General features: G+C 66.0%; 18 protein-coding genes. 13 read left to right on the top strand and 5 right to left on the bottom strand.

Features of this window, described 5'->3' with window-relative positions:
• Positions 1 to 13 precede the first annotated feature (13 nt).
• Together FHW97_RS16325 and FHW97_RS16320 are read right to left on the bottom strand one after the other, a co-directional pair.
• On the bottom strand, positions 14 to 469 hold the full coding sequence (locus tag FHW97_RS16325) for a hypothetical protein (protein ID WP_168352482.1): 456 nt from the start codon (positions 467 to 469) through the stop codon (positions 14 to 16).
• Positions 466 to 1,209, bottom strand: coding sequence for a MotA/TolQ/ExbB proton channel family protein (locus FHW97_RS16320; protein ID WP_168352481.1), 744 nt, complete (start codon positions 1,207 to 1,209; stop codon positions 466 to 468). Before FHW97_RS16320 ends, FHW97_RS16325 begins: the two co-directional genes overlap by 4 nt.
• 223 nt (positions 1,210 to 1,432) lie before the next feature.
• On the opposite strand from FHW97_RS16320, the gene flgB reads away from it, so the two are divergent.
• The 13 genes from flgB to FHW97_RS16255 all read left to right on the top strand — a co-directional run bounded on the left by flgB (position 1,433) and on the right by FHW97_RS16255 (position 11,496).
• Positions 1,433 to 1,795 carry a flagellar basal body rod protein FlgB gene (flgB, locus tag FHW97_RS16315; protein WP_022676873.1) on the top strand — a complete coding sequence of 121 codons (363 nt, stop codon included), beginning with the start codon at positions 1,433 to 1,435 and terminating at the stop codon, positions 1,793 to 1,795.
• The gene (flgC, locus tag FHW97_RS16310; RefSeq protein ID WP_370525443.1) at positions 1,792 to 2,214 is read left to right on the top strand and encodes a flagellar basal body rod protein FlgC; all 423 of its coding nucleotides are present in this window, start codon (positions 1,792 to 1,794) and stop codon (positions 2,212 to 2,214) included. The genes flgB and flgC overlap by 4 nt, the downstream gene beginning before the upstream one ends.
• A 1-nt stretch (position 2,215) precedes the next feature.
• Positions 2,216 to 2,623, top strand: a complete 408-nt coding sequence (locus FHW97_RS16305) for a flagellar hook assembly protein FlgD (RefSeq protein WP_168352479.1) — start codon at positions 2,216 to 2,218, stop codon at positions 2,621 to 2,623.
• A 31-nt stretch (positions 2,624 to 2,654) separates the two neighbouring features.
• The gene (locus tag FHW97_RS16300) at positions 2,655 to 3,467 is read left to right on the top strand and encodes a flagellar hook-basal body protein (protein ID WP_168352478.1); all 813 of its coding nucleotides are present in this window, start codon (positions 2,655 to 2,657) and stop codon (positions 3,465 to 3,467) included.
• Between the two features lie 22 nt (positions 3,468 to 3,489).
• Positions 3,490 to 4,245, top strand: a complete 756-nt coding sequence (locus FHW97_RS16295) for a flagellar basal body rod protein FlgF (RefSeq protein ID WP_168352477.1) — start codon at positions 3,490 to 3,492, stop codon at positions 4,243 to 4,245.
• 25 nt (positions 4,246 to 4,270) lie between these two features.
• Complete coding sequence (gene flgG / locus FHW97_RS16290) at positions 4,271 to 5,059, top strand: flagellar basal-body rod protein FlgG (RefSeq protein WP_168352476.1); 789 nt, start codon at positions 4,271 to 4,273, stop codon at positions 5,057 to 5,059.
• A gap of 22 nt (positions 5,060 to 5,081) precedes the next feature.
• Positions 5,082 to 5,858, top strand: coding sequence for a flagellar basal body L-ring protein FlgH (locus tag FHW97_RS16285; protein WP_253941832.1), 777 nt, complete (start codon positions 5,082 to 5,084; stop codon positions 5,856 to 5,858).
• A gap of 127 nt (positions 5,859 to 5,985) precedes the next feature.
• Positions 5,986 to 7,071, top strand: coding sequence for a flagellar basal body P-ring protein FlgI (locus tag FHW97_RS16280; protein ID WP_043609634.1), 1,086 nt, complete (start codon positions 5,986 to 5,988; stop codon positions 7,069 to 7,071).
• Entirely contained in the window at positions 7,071 to 7,415 is a 345-nt protein-coding gene (locus tag FHW97_RS16275; RefSeq protein ID WP_107717016.1) for a rod-binding protein, read from the top strand. The genes FHW97_RS16280 and FHW97_RS16275 overlap by 1 nt, the downstream gene beginning before the upstream one ends.
• 5 nt (positions 7,416 to 7,420) lie before the next feature.
• Positions 7,421 to 8,758 carry a flagellar hook-associated protein FlgK gene (gene flgK / locus FHW97_RS16270; protein ID WP_107717017.1) on the top strand — a complete coding sequence of 446 codons (1,338 nt, stop codon included), beginning with the start codon at positions 7,421 to 7,423 and terminating at the stop codon, positions 8,756 to 8,758.
• Between the two features lie 7 nt (positions 8,759 to 8,765).
• Positions 8,766 to 9,692, top strand: a complete 927-nt coding sequence (locus FHW97_RS16265) for a flagellar biosynthesis protein FlgL (protein WP_168352475.1) — start codon at positions 8,766 to 8,768, stop codon at positions 9,690 to 9,692.
• Positions 9,693 to 9,780: 88 nt separating this feature from the next.
• Positions 9,781 to 10,644 (top strand): flagellar motor stator protein MotA, encoded by an 864-nt coding sequence (gene motA, locus FHW97_RS16260; protein ID WP_022676884.1) that lies wholly within the window; start codon positions 9,781 to 9,783, stop codon positions 10,642 to 10,644.
• A gap of 15 nt (positions 10,645 to 10,659) precedes the next feature.
• Positions 10,660 to 11,496 carry a flagellar motor protein MotB gene (locus tag FHW97_RS16255; protein ID WP_054132421.1) on the top strand — a complete coding sequence of 279 codons (837 nt, stop codon included), beginning with the start codon at positions 10,660 to 10,662 and terminating at the stop codon, positions 11,494 to 11,496.
• A gap of 411 nt (positions 11,497 to 11,907) precedes the next feature.
• On the opposite strand, the gene FHW97_RS16250 is transcribed toward FHW97_RS16255, so the two are convergent.
• From FHW97_RS16250 to FHW97_RS16240, 3 genes are all read right to left on the bottom strand, one after another.
• Entirely contained in the window at positions 11,908 to 12,459 is a 552-nt protein-coding gene (locus FHW97_RS16250) for a VOC family protein (protein ID WP_062787648.1), read from the bottom strand.
• Between the two features lie 365 nt (positions 12,460 to 12,824).
• Positions 12,825 to 14,336: a DHA2 family efflux MFS transporter permease subunit gene (locus FHW97_RS16245; protein WP_043609628.1), complete on the bottom strand. Its 1,512-nt coding sequence runs from the start codon at positions 14,334 to 14,336 to the stop codon at positions 12,825 to 12,827.
• A 1-nt stretch (position 14,337) separates the two neighbouring features.
• A complete protein-coding gene (locus tag FHW97_RS16240) occupies positions 14,338 to 15,516 on the bottom strand; it encodes an HlyD family efflux transporter periplasmic adaptor subunit (protein WP_168352473.1) in 1,179 nt (392 codons plus the stop codon).
• Between the last annotated feature and the right edge of the window lie 26 nt (positions 15,517 to 15,542).

The following is a 15,542-nucleotide window of genomic DNA, read 5'->3' as shown; positions in this document are numbered from 1 at the left end:
AGAGCCATGCCATTCAACGCTCTTCGTCATAACCCAGCGTGACGCTGGCGCCTGGCAGCGCGCCAGGTTCCACCACCAGCCGCGCGCTGGCGGCACGTTGACCAGCGCTACGGGCCAGGCTGGCGGCCTGGTCCAAGGCTGCCTCTCGCCCGCCAGGCCCGGCGGCATAGCGCACCACGATCGACAGGCGCAGGCGCGGATCGGCCGCCTGTTCGGCCAACCATTGCGCCAGCGGCGGGGCGCCGGGCCCATCGCGCCACACGCCCACTGGCTCTGCCTGCAGCGACGGGGCAACGGGCTGAACCGCAGGCGGCGGCGGGGGGGCGCGCAGCGGGGCCGCCTGCGCCCTGATTGCGGGTGGGGCCGGCCCTTCGGCCACGGACAGGGCAGAGGCGCAGATCATGAACAGGATCAGCGCGAGATCGGCCAGGATGGTCTGCCATCCGGTCTGCCCGGGCCGGGTGATCATGCCGTTTCGCGCGGATCGAGGGGCCGCAGCCCCGTATCTGCCGCCATGCCATCGGCGTTTGCCGCCCTGCGTGGCAGGGTGACGCCGTGCGGTGACAGCGGCGTGGCGCGCTGGCGATCCGGGCAGGCCGGCCCCACCTGCTGGGTCAGCCAGGTCATCACGTCGGCGCGGGCTTCCTCTTCGGCCTGCGAGGCGCGCTCTACCGCGCGGCCCAGCGGCCCCATGACGATGTGGGCCAGCAGCAGGCCATAGAGCGTGGTCAGGACCGACATGGCAATGGCGCCGATGAAATTGCCATGGGCCAGGCTTTCCACCTTGAGCTGGCTGAGCGCGACGAGCGTGCCCGCCAGGCCGAACACCGGCGACAGATCGGCCGCCTGCGCCAGGGTGCGTGCGGCGGTGGTGGCGCGGCGCAGGCGCGCGCGGCGCCAGGTTTCATGCTGTTCGACCAGCCCGTCGAGCGAGCGAGTACGCACCAGCGCGCTGGTGGCGGAATCAAATTCGCGATCGGCCAGGCGGCGCGGGTTGGCCCGGATCACCCCATCGCGGCGGATCAGCGCCACCTCGTGCGCGAGTTCGGAACGCATCGCCGCGGCATTGAAGCCAGGGCGCAGCAGCCCCGCCACCGCGCGCACCGCTACAAGGCTGTCATGCCAACCACAGCGCAGCACGGTGCCGACCAGCGTGCCGCCAACAACGATCACGGCCGATTGGGCATCCAGCAGGTGGGTTAAATCCATGGGCCTTGGTCTTTCGCGAAATCCTGGCACGAAGAACGGCAGCGCGCGCGCGGGTTTCAGGGGGGCGGCAGCCCGGCTTGCCGCCTTTCGGCAAAGCCTTGCCGTGCCTGGCGGGGTGGCCTGCAACCGTGGTGCCAGATTCCGGGGCAACGGCGCACTTGGCACGTCCCTTGCTGAACCATCGGCATCATTCGTCTGCCCAAGGAAAGCGAGAGCACCGCCGATGAGCCAGAGTGCATCATCCGACAGCCTGTTCGGCATCCATGGCGCCGCGCTGGAACTGCGCGCCACGCGCCTGGGGCTGCTGTCCTCCAACATCGCCAATGCCGCAACGCCCGGCTACAAGGCGCGCGACATCGATTTCGGGGCCGCGCTCAAGGCGCGCCTGGCCGGTGCCAGCGAAAGCCAGGCCGAAGCCGGCGCGGCGCTCTATCGGGTGCCGGTGATGCCCAGCCTGGATGGCAATACGGTGGAAATGGCCACCGAACAGACCGCCTTTGCCGAAAACGCGGTGGGCTATTCCGCCACGCTGGAATTCATCCGCGGCCGCGTGGGCGAAGTGACCCGCGCGCTCAAGGGCGAATGACCATGGCGGGCAACGGCAACACCCCCCTCACCCTGTTTGGCGTGACCGGCCGCGCGATGTCGGCCCAGCTGGTGCGGATGAACGCAGCGGCATCGAACCTGGCCAATGCCGGCAACGTCGCCGGCAGCGAGGCGCAGGCCTATCGCCCACTGCGCCCGGTCTTTGCCGAGGAACTCGATGCGCGGTCCGGCCTCGCCACGGTCAAGGTCCAGGGGGTCTATCGCACCGATACCACCGCCGTGCGCACCCACGATCCCGACAATCCCCTGGCCAATGCCAATGGCGATGTCTGGGCCGCCCCGGTCGATGAAAATGCCGAGATGGTCGAGATGATGGAAGCCAGCCGCCAATACCAGAACGTGGTGGAGGCGATGCAGACCGCCAAGCAGCTGATGCTCGATACGATGAGGATGAAGTGACATGACCACCGTTACCTCCCAAAGCACCACGGGCACCAGCGCCACGGGCACCGCAGCGGCCCCGGCCAAGACCGGCTGGGCCAGCCTTGGCGCCACCGATTTCCTCAAGATGCTGACCGCGCAGCTGCAGAACCAGGACCCGACCTCGCCGGTGGACAACACCCAGATGGTCGCCCAGCTGGCGCAGTTTTCGTCGCTGTCGAACTCCACCGAGATGAACTCAACGCTGAGCGCCATTTCCGACAAGCTCGACAAGCTGAACACAGCCAGCGCGTCAAACGCCGATGTAGCCGCCACGCTCAAGACCATTTCGCAGCAGCTGGCCGCGATCAGCGCGGCCCAGGCCGCCGCCGGCACCACCGGCACCGGCACGGCGACGGCCACCACCGCCGCCACCACTGCCGCCTGATCCCTTTCCCCAACCGACAGGAAAACACGCCATGTCGTTCTATACCTCGCTCAACGGCATCAAGAATGCGCAGACCGATCTCAACGTGGTCAGCAACAACATCGCCAACTCGGAAACCAACGGCTTCAAGAAAAGCACGGTAAGCTTTGCCGACGTGGTTGCCGGCACGGCATTCACCAACCCGCGCCTGATCGAGGGCATTGGCGCCAAGGTCGAGGCGATCACCCAGAACTTCAAGCAGGGCGCGCTCGATTCCACCGGCTCCTCGCTGGATGTGGCGGTGAGCGGCGACGGGTTCTTCACCGTCAAGTCTCCCACCACCGGGCAGACGATGTACACCCGCAATGGCGCCTTCCAGATGGATGCCGGCGGTTATGTCACCGACGCGCAGGGCAACCGCGTGCAGATGTATCCCACCGACGCCACGGGCACTGCCACCAGCACGACGCTGCAGGACACGCTGGTGCCGATCACCAATGCCGCCGGATCGGAATTTGCCGGGATGACAGTTTCGGAAAACGGCAATGTCGCGGCGAGCTATGCCGACGGGTCCAACACCGTGATCGGCAAGATCGGCCTGGCCACGTTCCTCAATCCGCAGGGCCTGCGCCAGCAGGGCTCGGCCGATTGGACCGCCACCAACCTGTCGGGCACGGCCAACTATGGCGAGCCGACCAATGGCCAGTACGGCAAGCTGATGTCGGGCTATCTCGAACGCTCCAACGTCGAGGTGTCGGACGAGCTGGTGGGCCTGATCGTCGCCCAGCGCGCCTACCAGGCCAATGCCAAGGCGATCGATACCGCCACCCAGGCCACCCAGGCCATTCTCAACCTGCGCAGCTAAGGCTTAAGGGAGGCAAGCGGCCATGGACCGGCTGATCTATACCGCCTATTCCGGCATGACCGGATCGATGGTGCGCGAGCGCGTGATCGCCAGCAACATGGCCAATGCGCAGACCGTGGGCTTTCGCCAGGAAATGCTCAGCGCCACGCCGGTCACGCTCAAAGGCCCCGCGCTGGAAGCCCGCGCGATGACGCAGGGGTATGTCCAAGGTTCCAGCATGAAGCAGGGCGCCACCATGGCGACCAACAACCCGCTCGACGTGGCGTTGAGCGGGGACACCATGCTGGCCGTGCAGGCGCAGGATGGCAGCGAAGCCTATACCCGGCGCGGCGACCTGACGATCACCACCGATGGCGTGCTGCAGAACGGCGACGGGCGGCCGGTGATCGGCGATGGCGGGCCGATCACCGTGCCGACCGGCACGATCGTGACCATCGCGCCTGATGGCACCGTGCTGGCGGGCGATCCGCAGAACCCGTCCACCCCGCCCCAGGCGGTGGCGCGGATCAAGCTGGTTTCCACCCAGGGCAGCCAGATGGGCAAGGGGCTGGACGGGCTGTTCCGCGTGACGGGGCCGAACAACACCATCGGCACCCTGCCGCAGGACGAAGAGGCCCGCCTGACTCCCGGCGCGCTGGAGCAATCCAACGTCGATCCCACGCAAGTGCTGGTCGAAATGGTGGAGGCGCAGCGCCTGTTCGACATGCGCACCAAGGTCGCCTCCACCGCGCGCGAGGTCGACGAGAAATCCGCCTCGCTGATGCGCCTCAACACCTGACAATCCCTTTCGGAGAGATCCTGCCATGCCCAGTTCCGCCCTTCACGTTGCCCGCACCGGCCTGGAAGCCCAGGACACACGGATGCGGGTGATCGCCAACAACCTGGCGAACGTGAGCACCACCGGCTTCAAGCGCGACCGCGCCAACTTTTCCACGCTGGCCTATCAGGACACGCGCGTGGCCGGGCAGCAGTCTTCCAACGAGACCGCCTATGCCACCGGGCTCAACCTGGGCACCGGCGTGGCGCTGCAGGGCACCGCGCGGATGGAAAGCCAGGGCCAGCTGCAAAGCACCGGCAATGCGCTTGACCTGGCGCTCGACGGTGATGGTTTTTTCCAGGTGACGCTGCCGGGCGGCCAGCTCGCTTATACCCGCGCCGGCAATTTCAGCCGCTCGGCCGAAGGCACCCTGGTGACCTCGCAAGGCTATCCGCTGCAACCGGCGATCACCGTGCCCGAAGGCGCCAACGCGATCACCGTGGCGCAGGACGGCACCGTGACCGCCACCCTTCCCGGCGCGACCGAGGCCACCACGCTCGGCCAGATCACCATTGCCAGCTTTGCCAATCCGCAGGGCCTCAAGGCGATGGGCGACAACTTCCTGGTGGAAACCGGCGCCAGCGGCGCAGCGCAAGTGGGCAATGCCGGCGACGCCGGGCGCGGCCATATCCAGCAGGGTTACCTGGAAGCGTCCAACGTCAACGTGGTGGAAGAGCTGGTCGACATGATCGAGTGCCAGCGCGCCTACGAGATCAATTCCAAGATGATCTCGGCGATCGACGAGATGCTCAAGAACGCCAACCAGACGCTGTAAGGCCGGAAAGACGCTAAAGCCCATGGACTCTCCGTTCGATCCCCTGTTCGACAAGGCGCTGCATGCCGAGCGCGGGCGTGGGCTTGCCCCGCGCCATGGGCTTGCCCCGCGCCAGGGCCTGGGCCTGCGCCTGATGGCCATGCTGATGGTGCCGGCGATGATTACCGCCGGCATGCTGGTGGCGGCCCAGCCGGCCAAGGCGCGCAACCGCCCGGCGGCGGGGTTTGACCCGGCGCTGCCGGCCGAAAGCCCGGCCAAGCCCGCCGATGGCAGCATCCTCAACCTGGCCAATGGCTATGCCGGGCTGGTCGAGGGTGCGCGCGCCCATGCGGTGGGGGACAGCCTGGTGATCGTGCTGGCCGAACAGCTGACCACGTCGAAATCGGCGGCGAGCAAGACCGCCAAGTCATCCTCGTTCACGTTCACCCCGCCCAACAAGGGGCCGCTGTCGATCCTGTCGCAGAACGGCATCAACAATTCGGGCGCCAGCGCCTTTTCCGGCCAGGGCAATGCCTCGCAGACCAGCACGCTGGGTGGCGAGGTTTCGGTGACGATCGCCCAGGTACGGCCCAATGGCACCGCGCTGGTCAAAGGCGAAAAGCGCCTGACGCTGAGCCAGGGCCAGGAATGGGTGCAGCTTTCGGGCATCGTGCGCCTGGCTGATATCGACACGACCAACCGCATCCAATCGGGCCAGGTGGCCGATGCGCGGATCACCTATGCCGGCAACGGCGATGTCAGCCGCGCTGCCCACCAGGGCTGGCTGACCAAGTTCTTCAACCTTGTCAGCCCGTTCTAGGGAACCCTTGATGTCTATCGCTTCTCCCATCGCGTTCGATCTGGCCGCTGCGGCGCTGGCCGGGCTGGCCCTGCGCCCGCTGTGGCGGCGCGGCCTGCTGGCAGTGCGCCCCGGCCTGTGGCTGGTGATGGTGGCCGCAGCGCTGGCCGCGCTGCCGGTGTTGGGCACCGCCGCCCATGCCGAACGGGTGCGCGATCTGGGCGAGTTCCAGGGCGTGCGCTCGAACCAGCTGACCGGCTATGGCATCGTGGTGGGCCTGCCCGGCACGGGTGACGACAACCTGGAATACCTGACCCAGGCGATGCGCGGGGTTTCGGGCCGGCTGGGCGTGCAATTGCCCGCCGGCGTGGCGCCGGGCCTGAAGAATGCAGCGGCGGTGATGATTACGGCCGATCTGCCGGCCTTTTCCAAGCCCGGCCAGCGCATCGACGTGACCGTATCGACGATCGGCAAGGCCAAGTCCTTGCGCGGCGGGGCGCTGGTCTTGGCGCCGCTCTATGGTGCCGATGGGCAGATCTATGCCATGGCGCAGGGCAACCTTGCCGTCGGCGGCCTGGGCATTACCGCCAAGGATGGATCGCAGCTGACCGTCAACGTGCCCACGGTGGGCCGCATTGCCGAAGGCGCCACGGTGGAGCGCGCGGTCGATACCGGGTTTGATCGCAACGAGGTGTTGCGCTGGAACCTGTTCGACGCCGATTTCCTCAACGCCGCCCGCGTGCGCGATGCGATCAACACGCGTTTTCCCGGCACCGCCAGCGTGGAAGACGGCGTGACCGTGGCGCTGCGCCTGCCCAATGGCAGCGATGCCCGCGCCAGCGCCATGGCCGCGATCGAGGCGATCGAGGTGAGCCCGGCCGAGGCCGCCGCCAAGGTGATCGTCAACAGCCGCACCGGCACGGTGGTGATCAACAGCGCGGTGCGCCTGTCTCCCGCCGCGATCAGCCACGGCAAGCTGGTGATCAAGGTTGATGAAAAACCGCGCGTATCGCAGCCCGGCCCCTTTTCCAACGGCCAGACCGCCGTGGTGCCGAGCAGCCAGATCAGCGTGGAGGAACAGGGCAACCACGTGGCGCTGTTCAAGCCCGGTGCCTCGCTCTCTTCGCTGGTCAATGCCCTTAACAAATTGGGGGTTTCGCCGTCCGATCTGGTGGCGATCCTGGAAGCGCTCAAGCAGGCCGGCGCCCTCAAGGCCGAAATGGTGGTGATCTGATGACTTCTGCATCGACAAGCACCGGCGCCGTTTCGGGCGCCGCCGCAGCCGCCACGTCCCCGGCCAGCGGCCCCGATCGCGCCGCGCTGCGCAAGGCCGCGCAGGGTTTCGAGGCGATGTTCCTGCGCCAGATGTTGAGCACCGCGCGCAGCACCGACTTGGGCGGCGACGATCTGTTCGGCAAGAAGCAGGACGATACCTTTACCCAGATGCGCGACGAACGCTTTGCCGAGATCGCCGCCAAGGCCGGCACGCTGGGCCTGGCCACGCGGCTGGAAAGCCAGTTGGCCAGTGCGGCTGCCCAGGCCACTGGCGCCAAGCCTAAAACCGGTGGGGGAGCCTGAGCGCCATGACCACCGACCTGCTCTCGATCGCGCGCAGCGCCACCCGCGCCGCCCGCACCCAGTTGGACGTGACCGCCCAGAACATCGCCAATGCCGGCACCGATGGTTATGTGCGCCGCACGGTATCCACCGAAGAGGTGATGACGCCCGGCTATGTTGCCGGGAACCGCGACGTGTCGCTGTCGGGCGTGCGGGTGACCGGGGTTATCCGCAATGCCGATGCCTTTCGCCAGGCCGAGGTGCGGCGCACCGGCGCCGATACCGCGCGCGCCGATACCGAAGTGGGCGGCCTTACCGATATCCAGTCCGCGCTTGAGGCGCCGGGCGTCTATTCGGCGATCACCGGCTTTGAAACCGCCCTCACGCAACTGGCGCAAAGCCCCACCGACACGCCGTTGCGCGCCTCGGTGATCGCGGCGGCGCAGACCCTGTCCAACAGTTTCAACATCGCGTCAAACCAGCTCGATGCCGTGGCCAAGGGCCAGCAGGGCGGCGCCAGCGATGGCGTGAACCAGATCAACACGATGTCGGCCGAACTGGCCAAGGTCAACGGCCGGCTGGCGCGCATGGCCGATGCCAGCAGCGATCGCACCGGCCTGCTCGACCAGCGCGACATGCTGCTCGAAAAGCTGGCGGGCTATGCCGATATCGCCACCAGCTTTGCCAGCAATGGCGCGGTTGATGTGACGCTGGGCGGCGCATCGGGCGCGCCGCTGGTGACCGGTGCCACGGCGCAAGCGCTGGCGGTTACCACCGCTACCGATGGCACGATCGGCTTTACCGTCAACGGCGGCGCGGTCACTCTGTCGGGCGGCTCGCTGGCGGGGCAGCAACAAGTACTGGCCAACCTGGCCGATGTGCATGGCCAGCTCGACACCCTGGCCAAGAGCGTGATCGACACGGTCAACACCGTGCAGGGCAATGGCGCCGCGCTTGATGGATCGACCGGCCCTGCACTGTTTTCCGGCACGGGCGCGGGCAGCATGGCGCTTGCCACCACCCAGGGCAGCGCGATCGCCACGGCGGCCGCAGGCGCCGCCGCCGGCAGCCGCGATACCACCAACCTCACCGCGCTGCGCAATGCGCTGACCAGCGCCGATCCGGCCGGCACGATGGATACCCTGATCTACCAGGCCTCTGCCACGGTGCAGGCGCGCACCACCACGCGCGATGCGCTCAAGACCATTTCCGATGCGGCCAAGACCGCGCTTTCCGCCCAGGCCGGGGTCGATCTCGACACCGAAGCCATCAACCTGACCCGGTTTCAGCAGGCGTTCCAAGCCTCGGGCCGGGTGATGCAGGTTGCCGGCAACCTGTTCGACACCATCCTCTCGATCAAGTAGGTCGCCCATGTCATCCAGCGTCTCGACCACTACGTCCGCGTTCTACGATCGCTCCGCGCTCGATCTCAACGGCTTGCGCACCCAGATGGAGCAGGTGCAGACGCAGATTTCCAGCGGCAACCGGCTGACCGCCTCGTCAGACGATCCGCTCACCGCCTCGCGCCTGCGCAACCTGCAACGCCAGGATGCCATCGCCAAGGTCGATGCCGGCGCGGCCAACCGCGCCACGGCCGATCTCAACCTGACCGATTCGGCGATGACCGAGATGATCAACACGCTGCAGCGCACGCGCCAGCTGGCCAACCAGGCCGCTACCGGCACGCTGTCGAACGAGCAGCGCACCAGCATTGGCCAGGAACTGGCCGAATTGCGCAACAACCTGGTCTCGCTCGCCAATTCGCGTGACAGCGCGGGCAATGCGCTGTTCGGCGGCGATGCGGCGGGCGCGGCCTATAGCGTGGATGCCACCACCGGCGTGGTCAGCTATGTCGGCAGCGGCAGCGCCGGCACGCTGGAGCTAGGCGACGGGCAGAGCGTGAAGCGCAGCCTGACCGGGCCGGAGTTTCTCAATTTCTCGTCCGGCGGCACCAGCAGCGATGTATTTGCCGCGCTCAAGAGCCTGACCGACGCGATCAGCGCGGGCGGCAGCGGCGCGCAGTCTGCCGCCAACAGTGCGCTCACCACGCTCGATGATGCCATGACGGCGGTCTCCACCGGGCAGACCGTGGTGGGCGCGCGCCTGTCGTGGATCGATCTCAACACCGAGCGGCAGACCACGATGGGCGAGGCGCGCAGCCAGGACCAGAGCACGCTGGGCGCCACCGACATCCCCACTGCCTATACCCGGTTGCAGGAACTGGCCACGGTGCTGCAGGCCAGCCAGGCCAGCTTCACCAAGATCTCGGGCCTTTCGCTCTTTACCATGATGTCCTGAAAGTGCGCGCGCCCGTGCCGTTCTGCATTGCAGCAACGGCCGGGTGATAGCGCCGGCTTTCACGGTTTATCGACAGGGTCACCGCTTCATGTTTGCTGGTATCGGCATCGTCGTCCTGCTCGCCATGGTCTTTGGCGGCTTCATCATCACCGGTGGCGCAATCGGCCCGGTGGCCGAAGCCATACCCCACGAAATGCTCATCATCGGCGGCGCGGCGCTGGGCGCCACGATCACCGGCAATTCCATGCACGAACTGAAGGGCATCGGCGCGGGCCTAGGCAAAGTGTTCAAGGGCCCCAAGCACAACAAGCAGGACCATGTCGATGCCATCGTGCTGTGTGCCAAGCTGATGAAGATCCTGCGCAGCGATGGCCCGGTGGCGCTGGAAAGCCATGTGGCCGATCCCAAGAGTTCGGCCCTGTTTGCCGAATATCCGCGCATCCTGGCCCATACCGCGCTGGTCTCGCTGATCTGCGATACGCTGACCCTGATCGTCGTGTCTTCCGGCACGCTGGAAGTGCATGCCGTGGAAGACGTGATGGACCACGCGATGAAAACCCATTTCCACGAGCAGGAAGAGGCGCAGCATGCCCTGCAGGGCCTGGCCGATGCCCTGCCCGCGCTGGGCATCGTGGCCGCCGTGCTGGGCGTGGTCAAGACCATGGGCTCGATCGACAAGCCACCCACGGTGCTGGGCGCGATGATCGGTTCGGCCCTGGTCGGCACGTTCATGGGGGTGCTGCTGGCCTATGGCATCGTCGCGCCGCTGGCTGGCCGGCTCAAGCAGGTGCTCGATCAGGATGCGATGATCTACCAGGCGGTCAAGCAGGTGATCGTGTCATCGCTGCATGGCTGGCCGCAGCCGCTGGTGGTGGAAAGCGCGCGTTCGGGCTTGGGCCATGCGTTCCGTCCCGGCCTGTCGGAACTGCTCGACGCGCTGCGCGGCCGCTAAGCGAAAGGGATCGCCATGGCCAAGCCACCCAAAGGCAAGGACGCGCCCAAGCCGATCATCGTCAAGAAGATCACCGTGGTGGCCGGCGGCCATCACGGCGGGGCCTGGAAAGTGGCCTATGCCGATTTCGTGACCGCGATGATGGCGTTCTTCCTGCTGATGTGGCTGCTGGGCGCAACCACCGAAAAACAGCGCAAGGGCATCGCCGACTATTTTACCCCCACCCTGGTCAAGACGCGCAAGGGCAGCGCCGGGTCTGACGGGCTGCTGGGCGGCTCGTCGCTGACCGATGCCGACAACTATCCCCACCGCGCCGGGCAGACCGGCACGCGCACGATGACCATTCCGCGCGATGCCACCGGCGGCCCCAAGGATGGCGGATCGAAGATGAAGCGCACCCAGGTGATGCAGCAGCGGCTGAAGGAAAAGCTGGATGCCAATGAGAAGCTGCGCCAGCTGGCCAAGCAGGTGCACATGACGATGACGCCGGAGGGCATCCGCATCGACATGCTGGACGACGCGCACTTCTCGATGTTCCGCCTGGGCACCACGATCCTCACGCCCGATGCGCTGGAACTGATCCGGGCGATCGGCCAGGCCATCGCGCCCGAACCCGGCGGCCTGACCGTACGCGGCCATACCGACGCGCTGCAGTGGAAGCCTGGCGACCCGGCCAACAACTGGTCGCTATCGGCCGGCCGCGCCGAAGCCACGCGCCAGGCCCTGATGCGCAACGGCGTGGGCGAGGCCCGCTTCCAACGGATCGAGGGCGTGGCCGACCGCGAGCCCCTGGTGCCCGACAGCCCCAACGACCCGAGCAACCGCCGCATGTCGATCCTGCTGCTGGATTGAGCCGGTTGCGGTGCCAAGCACGAGACCGGGCGTGGTGCCTTGTCATGGAGTCACACGAAGCCACGAAGACACGAAGGAAAGACCCTTCTTCGTGTCTTCGTAGCTTCGTGTGGGATTTTCAGGCAGAGCGGTTGGGATCGCAGACTGACCGATCCGGATAGCCCGATGTCGAATGGCTGATGGTAGTGAAGAGTTGCCTTTGCCGCCTCCGACTTCGTCACTCCTGCGCAGGCCGGAATCCAGTGGCTTCCGGGCGATTGAGACCACGCCTAAACTGGATTCCCGCCTGCGCGGGAATGACGAAGAAATGGATTAAAAGTCGGTGGAAACGGACAGGCAGCTTTCGAAGGGCGCGGGCGATAGCTGCCTTCCCAAAAACGATTGTGGAACGGGAAACTTCGGCAGGCTACATCAGCGGGCTGGTGGCTGCATAAGCTCTATCGTGATATGATCAGGGCCTGAAACATAGGTCACCAAAGTTCCCTTGCGGGGACCACCTGCGATTGGCAGCGGGCTACCCTTCGCCTTCCATCCTGCTGCCTCGACGCGGGCCATGGCGGCATGGATATCCTTCACGGTCAGAGCTAGGTGCGCCGCACCGATCGCCCCCGCGCTATCGGGCACCGCCCCGTTCTGGCGTCCCTTTGAATATTGCAACAGTTCGACCACGTAACCGTTTGGCGCCCTGACGATCGCCGTTTTCACACTCGGATCATCGACACCTGTGACTTGATGCAGGAAGTCGCCCCCCATCTCGGCTTGTCGCTCAAGTGTGAAACCGAGCGCTTCCGTCCAAAACCGAATGGCTTCGTCCAAAGACGATACAGCAAAGCCCGTGTGGTCCACGGCGATCACGTTTGTTGCGTCGTTCATTGTTGCACTCTCACCGGGCCGCGCCTGCGCTGTCTGGGCCTGCGCCCCGGCGGCAACTGATGCCAACAGCATGACGAATATGATCCTCATAATGACGCCTTAACGCGTCGGCCTCCTCCCGAGAAGGAACCTTTTTTGAGAGATCGGTGCCCTCCCACGTTCGGGTTGGAAGCCGTTCGGTGCATTCGCTTTCCCAAAATATGTTCCCGATTCCTCTTTTCCAAATGTGCGTCTCAGGCATGAGAAATCGGGACTGATCCGGGCCAACAATCGGCAACTTTCGGGATCGCGAGTTCAAGACCTGATCGACGGGGATTGGGCGATTTCCGCCATTGCCGGGTATGCACATCCCCATCAAACCAGCTCGTGCAGAGGCCACTCTCTTCGCCTCTGCGCGAAATTTCATCATGCGCTCACAATGCCGGGTAATTTCCAGTCGAGCGGCTTGCGCAACGCTACCCCTTTTTCCGCCCCGGCTTGGGGGCCAGCCAGATCATCCCGGCCGAGACGAACAGGACGATGGTGCACACCATGAAGACCTGGCGCGTGGCGAGCGTTACCGCCTCGGTCTGCACCAGTTGGCTCAACATCATGCTCGCCTGCGCGGCCGGCAGGCCGGTGTGCGTGGGCGGATGGATCAGCCCGACCAGTTCGGCGCGGTTGTACTTGGTGAAATGTTCCCACAGCGTGGTGGACATCGAGGTGGCAAAGGCGCCGGCCATCGTGCGCATGAAGTTCTGGATGCCCGCGCCCGATGCGGTCTGGTCGGGCCGCACCGAAGCCATCGCCAGCGCGGTGGAGCCGACGAAGAAGAACGGCATGCCCAGCCCCTGGAGCATCTGCGGAAAGGCGATGGTCCAATAGCCCATGTCGGTTACCCAGCGCGTGCGCAGCCAGGCGACTACGGCCAGCCACAGGATGCCGAACGAGATCAGCCCGCGCGTATCGACCTTGCCCACGAACCGCGCCACGATCGGCGAAAAGACCACGGCCAGGACACCGACCCAGCCCACCGCCAGACCTGCCCAGGTGGCGGTGTAGTTGAGGTTGGTTTGCAGGAAGAGCGGGATCAGCACGATGAACGAGAAGAACGCCGCGTAGGCCACGCACTGCGTCACCACGGCCACGGTAAACCCGCGGTTGCGGAACACCGACAGGTCAATGATCGGGTGGTCTTCGGTCAATTCCCAGATCAGGAACGAGATGAAGCCAATGATCGCGACCACGGTGAGCGTGATGATGAAGCCACTGGAAAACCAGTCTTCCTCGCGCCCTTTGTCGAGCATGATCTGCAGCGAACCAACCCAAATCACCAACAGCGCAAGACCGACGAAATCGATCGGCGATTTCTGCGTGGGAGTTTCGTACGGCCGCACCAGCCGCCAGGCGACGATCAGCGAGAATGCGGCGAGCGGAATGTTGATGAAGAACAGCCAGTGCCACGACCAGTTGTCGGAAATGAACCCACCGCAGATCGGCCCGGCAATCGGCGCGACCACCACGGTCATCGCCCACAGGCCCAGCGCGGCGCCGCCCTTGTCCTTGGGGAATATGCGCAGCAGCAAGGTCTGCGTCATCGGCATGATCGGGCCGCCGCACAGCCCCTGGCACACGCGGAACGCGATCAGCAGGCTCAGGCTGCCGGCCATGCCGCACAGCATCGAAAACAGGCCAAAGCCCAGCAGCGCCATGATGAACACCCGCACTGCACCAAACGTGCGCGCGAGCCAGCCGGTCAACGGCACGCAGATCGCCTCGGCCACGGCATAGGACGTGAGCACCCAGGTGCCCTGCGTGGGCGACACCGCCAGGCTGCCGGCGATATGCGGCACCGACACGTTGGCGATGGTGATATCGAGCAGCACGACGAAGTTCGACAGCGCCAGCGCAAAGCCGCCCAGCGCCAGCTTGGCGCCCTTGAGCGGCGCCGGCCCATCGCCAAAGCCCATCGGCGGTCCGCCGGCCATGTCAGTTCTGCCCGGTCTGCGACCGGTCCTTTTCAGGGCGCGTATCGATCGTGGCATCCATCGACAGGCCGATGCGCAGCGGGTGCGCACCCAGTTCGTGCGGATCGAGCGCGACGCGCACCGGCAGGCGCTGCACCACCTTGATCCAGTTGCCCGTGGCATTCTGCGCCGGGATCACGGCCAGCGCCGAACCGGTGCCACCGGAAAAGCCCACGACGCGCCCGTGATAGACCACATCATCGCCATAGAGATCCGATGTCAGCGTCACCGGCTGGCCGGGACGCACATGGGCCAACTGGCTTTCCTTGTAATTGGCATCGACATAGGCCTGGCTGATCGGCACGATGGTCATCATCGGGCTGCCCACCGCCACGCTTTGCCCCACCTGCACCGTGCGCTGGGTGACAACGCCGCTGACCGGGGCCCGGATCACCGTGCGATCGAGATTGATGCGCGCCTGGTCAAGCCTGGCCTTGGCCGCCAGCACCTGCGGATTGGTTTCCGGCGTGGTGCCAGTGACCAATGCGGCATTGGCCGCCTGCTGGCCATTGGCGGTGCCACGCGCGGCCTGGGCGGCGGCCAGGTTGGCGCGAGCGGCAGCAAGCTGGCCTTGCGCAGAAGCATAGGCATTGCGTGCGGTGGTCAGTTCCTCGCCCGACACCGCCCCGTCGCCCACCAGCGACTGGCGCCGCTTGAGGTCAATCTCGGCGCGTTGGACATCGGCCATGGCCACCTGCACTTGCGCGGTCATGCGGGCGATATCGGCCTGCTTCTCGCCCACCTGGGCCGACAGCGCCGTGCCGGTGGCGATGGTCTGGCGCACCTTGCGCAGCGCGTCGGCATAGTCCGCCTCGGCCGCGGCCAGGGCGATTTTGGCGTCGGTGGGATCAAGCTCTACCAGCACGTCGCCCTTGCGGACGACTTGCGTGTTGTTGACCGCCACGCGCCGCACCGGGCCGGCGACCAGCGGCGTCACCTGTGCCACTTCGGCCGCGACATAGGCGTTGTCGGTTTCGACATAACGCCCGCCTTCGATCCATTCGTAGATGCCGACGCCGGCCGCGACCAGCGCCACGACACCGGCAAAGATCAGGAAACCACGCTTGCGCGCGGCCTTGCGCGCATCGGCCTTGCTGGAGGCCTGGTCCGTATCGGGAAAGTTGGGTTCAATGTCAGCCATGGGCGGGTCTCGGCATCAGAAAGAAG

Origin of the sequence: Novosphingobium sp. SG754, assembly GCF_013149315.1 — a bacterium.
Lineage (GTDB): Bacteria > Pseudomonadota > Alphaproteobacteria > Sphingomonadales > Sphingomonadaceae > Novosphingobium > Novosphingobium capsulatum.
Note: the sequence above shows the minus strand (reverse complement) of the source record. Positions and strands in the feature narration are given on the sequence as shown.

Excerpts from the sequence above, each read along its gene's own strand:
- FHW97_RS16325 (WP_168352482.1), bottom strand. The coding sequence starts at position 469 with ATGATCACCCGGCCCGGGCAGACCGGATGGCAGACCATCCTGGCCGAT.
- FHW97_RS16320 (WP_168352481.1), bottom strand. The coding sequence starts at position 1,209 with ATGGATTTAACCCACCTGCTGGATGCCCAATCGGCCGTGATCGTTGTT.
- flgB (WP_022676873.1), top strand. The coding sequence starts at position 1,433 with ATGAGCCAGAGTGCATCATCCGACAGCCTGTTCGGCATCCATGGCGCC.
- flgC (WP_370525443.1), top strand. The coding sequence starts at position 1,792 with ATGACCATGGCGGGCAACGGCAACACCCCCCTCACCCTGTTTGGCGTG.
- FHW97_RS16305 (WP_168352479.1), top strand. The coding sequence starts at position 2,216 with ATGACCACCGTTACCTCCCAAAGCACCACGGGCACCAGCGCCACGGGC.
- FHW97_RS16300 (WP_168352478.1), top strand. The coding sequence starts at position 2,655 with ATGTCGTTCTATACCTCGCTCAACGGCATCAAGAATGCGCAGACCGAT.
- FHW97_RS16295 (WP_168352477.1), top strand. The coding sequence starts at position 3,490 with ATGGACCGGCTGATCTATACCGCCTATTCCGGCATGACCGGATCGATG.
- flgG (WP_168352476.1), top strand. The coding sequence starts at position 4,271 with ATGCCCAGTTCCGCCCTTCACGTTGCCCGCACCGGCCTGGAAGCCCAG.
- FHW97_RS16285 (WP_253941832.1), top strand. The coding sequence starts at position 5,082 with ATGGACTCTCCGTTCGATCCCCTGTTCGACAAGGCGCTGCATGCCGAG.
- FHW97_RS16280 (WP_043609634.1), top strand. The coding sequence starts at position 5,986 with ATGGTGGCCGCAGCGCTGGCCGCGCTGCCGGTGTTGGGCACCGCCGCC.
- FHW97_RS16275 (WP_107717016.1), top strand. The coding sequence starts at position 7,071 with ATGACTTCTGCATCGACAAGCACCGGCGCCGTTTCGGGCGCCGCCGCA.
- flgK (WP_107717017.1), top strand. The coding sequence starts at position 7,421 with ATGACCACCGACCTGCTCTCGATCGCGCGCAGCGCCACCCGCGCCGCC.
- FHW97_RS16265 (WP_168352475.1), top strand. The coding sequence starts at position 8,766 with ATGTCATCCAGCGTCTCGACCACTACGTCCGCGTTCTACGATCGCTCC.
- motA (WP_022676884.1), top strand. The coding sequence starts at position 9,781 with ATGTTTGCTGGTATCGGCATCGTCGTCCTGCTCGCCATGGTCTTTGGC.
- FHW97_RS16255 (WP_054132421.1), top strand. The coding sequence starts at position 10,660 with ATGGCCAAGCCACCCAAAGGCAAGGACGCGCCCAAGCCGATCATCGTC.
- FHW97_RS16250 (WP_062787648.1), bottom strand. The coding sequence starts at position 12,459 with ATGAGGATCATATTCGTCATGCTGTTGGCATCAGTTGCCGCCGGGGCG.
- FHW97_RS16245 (WP_043609628.1), bottom strand. The coding sequence starts at position 14,336 with ATGGCCGGCGGACCGCCGATGGGCTTTGGCGATGGGCCGGCGCCGCTC.
- FHW97_RS16240 (WP_168352473.1), bottom strand. The coding sequence starts at position 15,516 with ATGGCTGACATTGAACCCAACTTTCCCGATACGGACCAGGCCTCCAGC.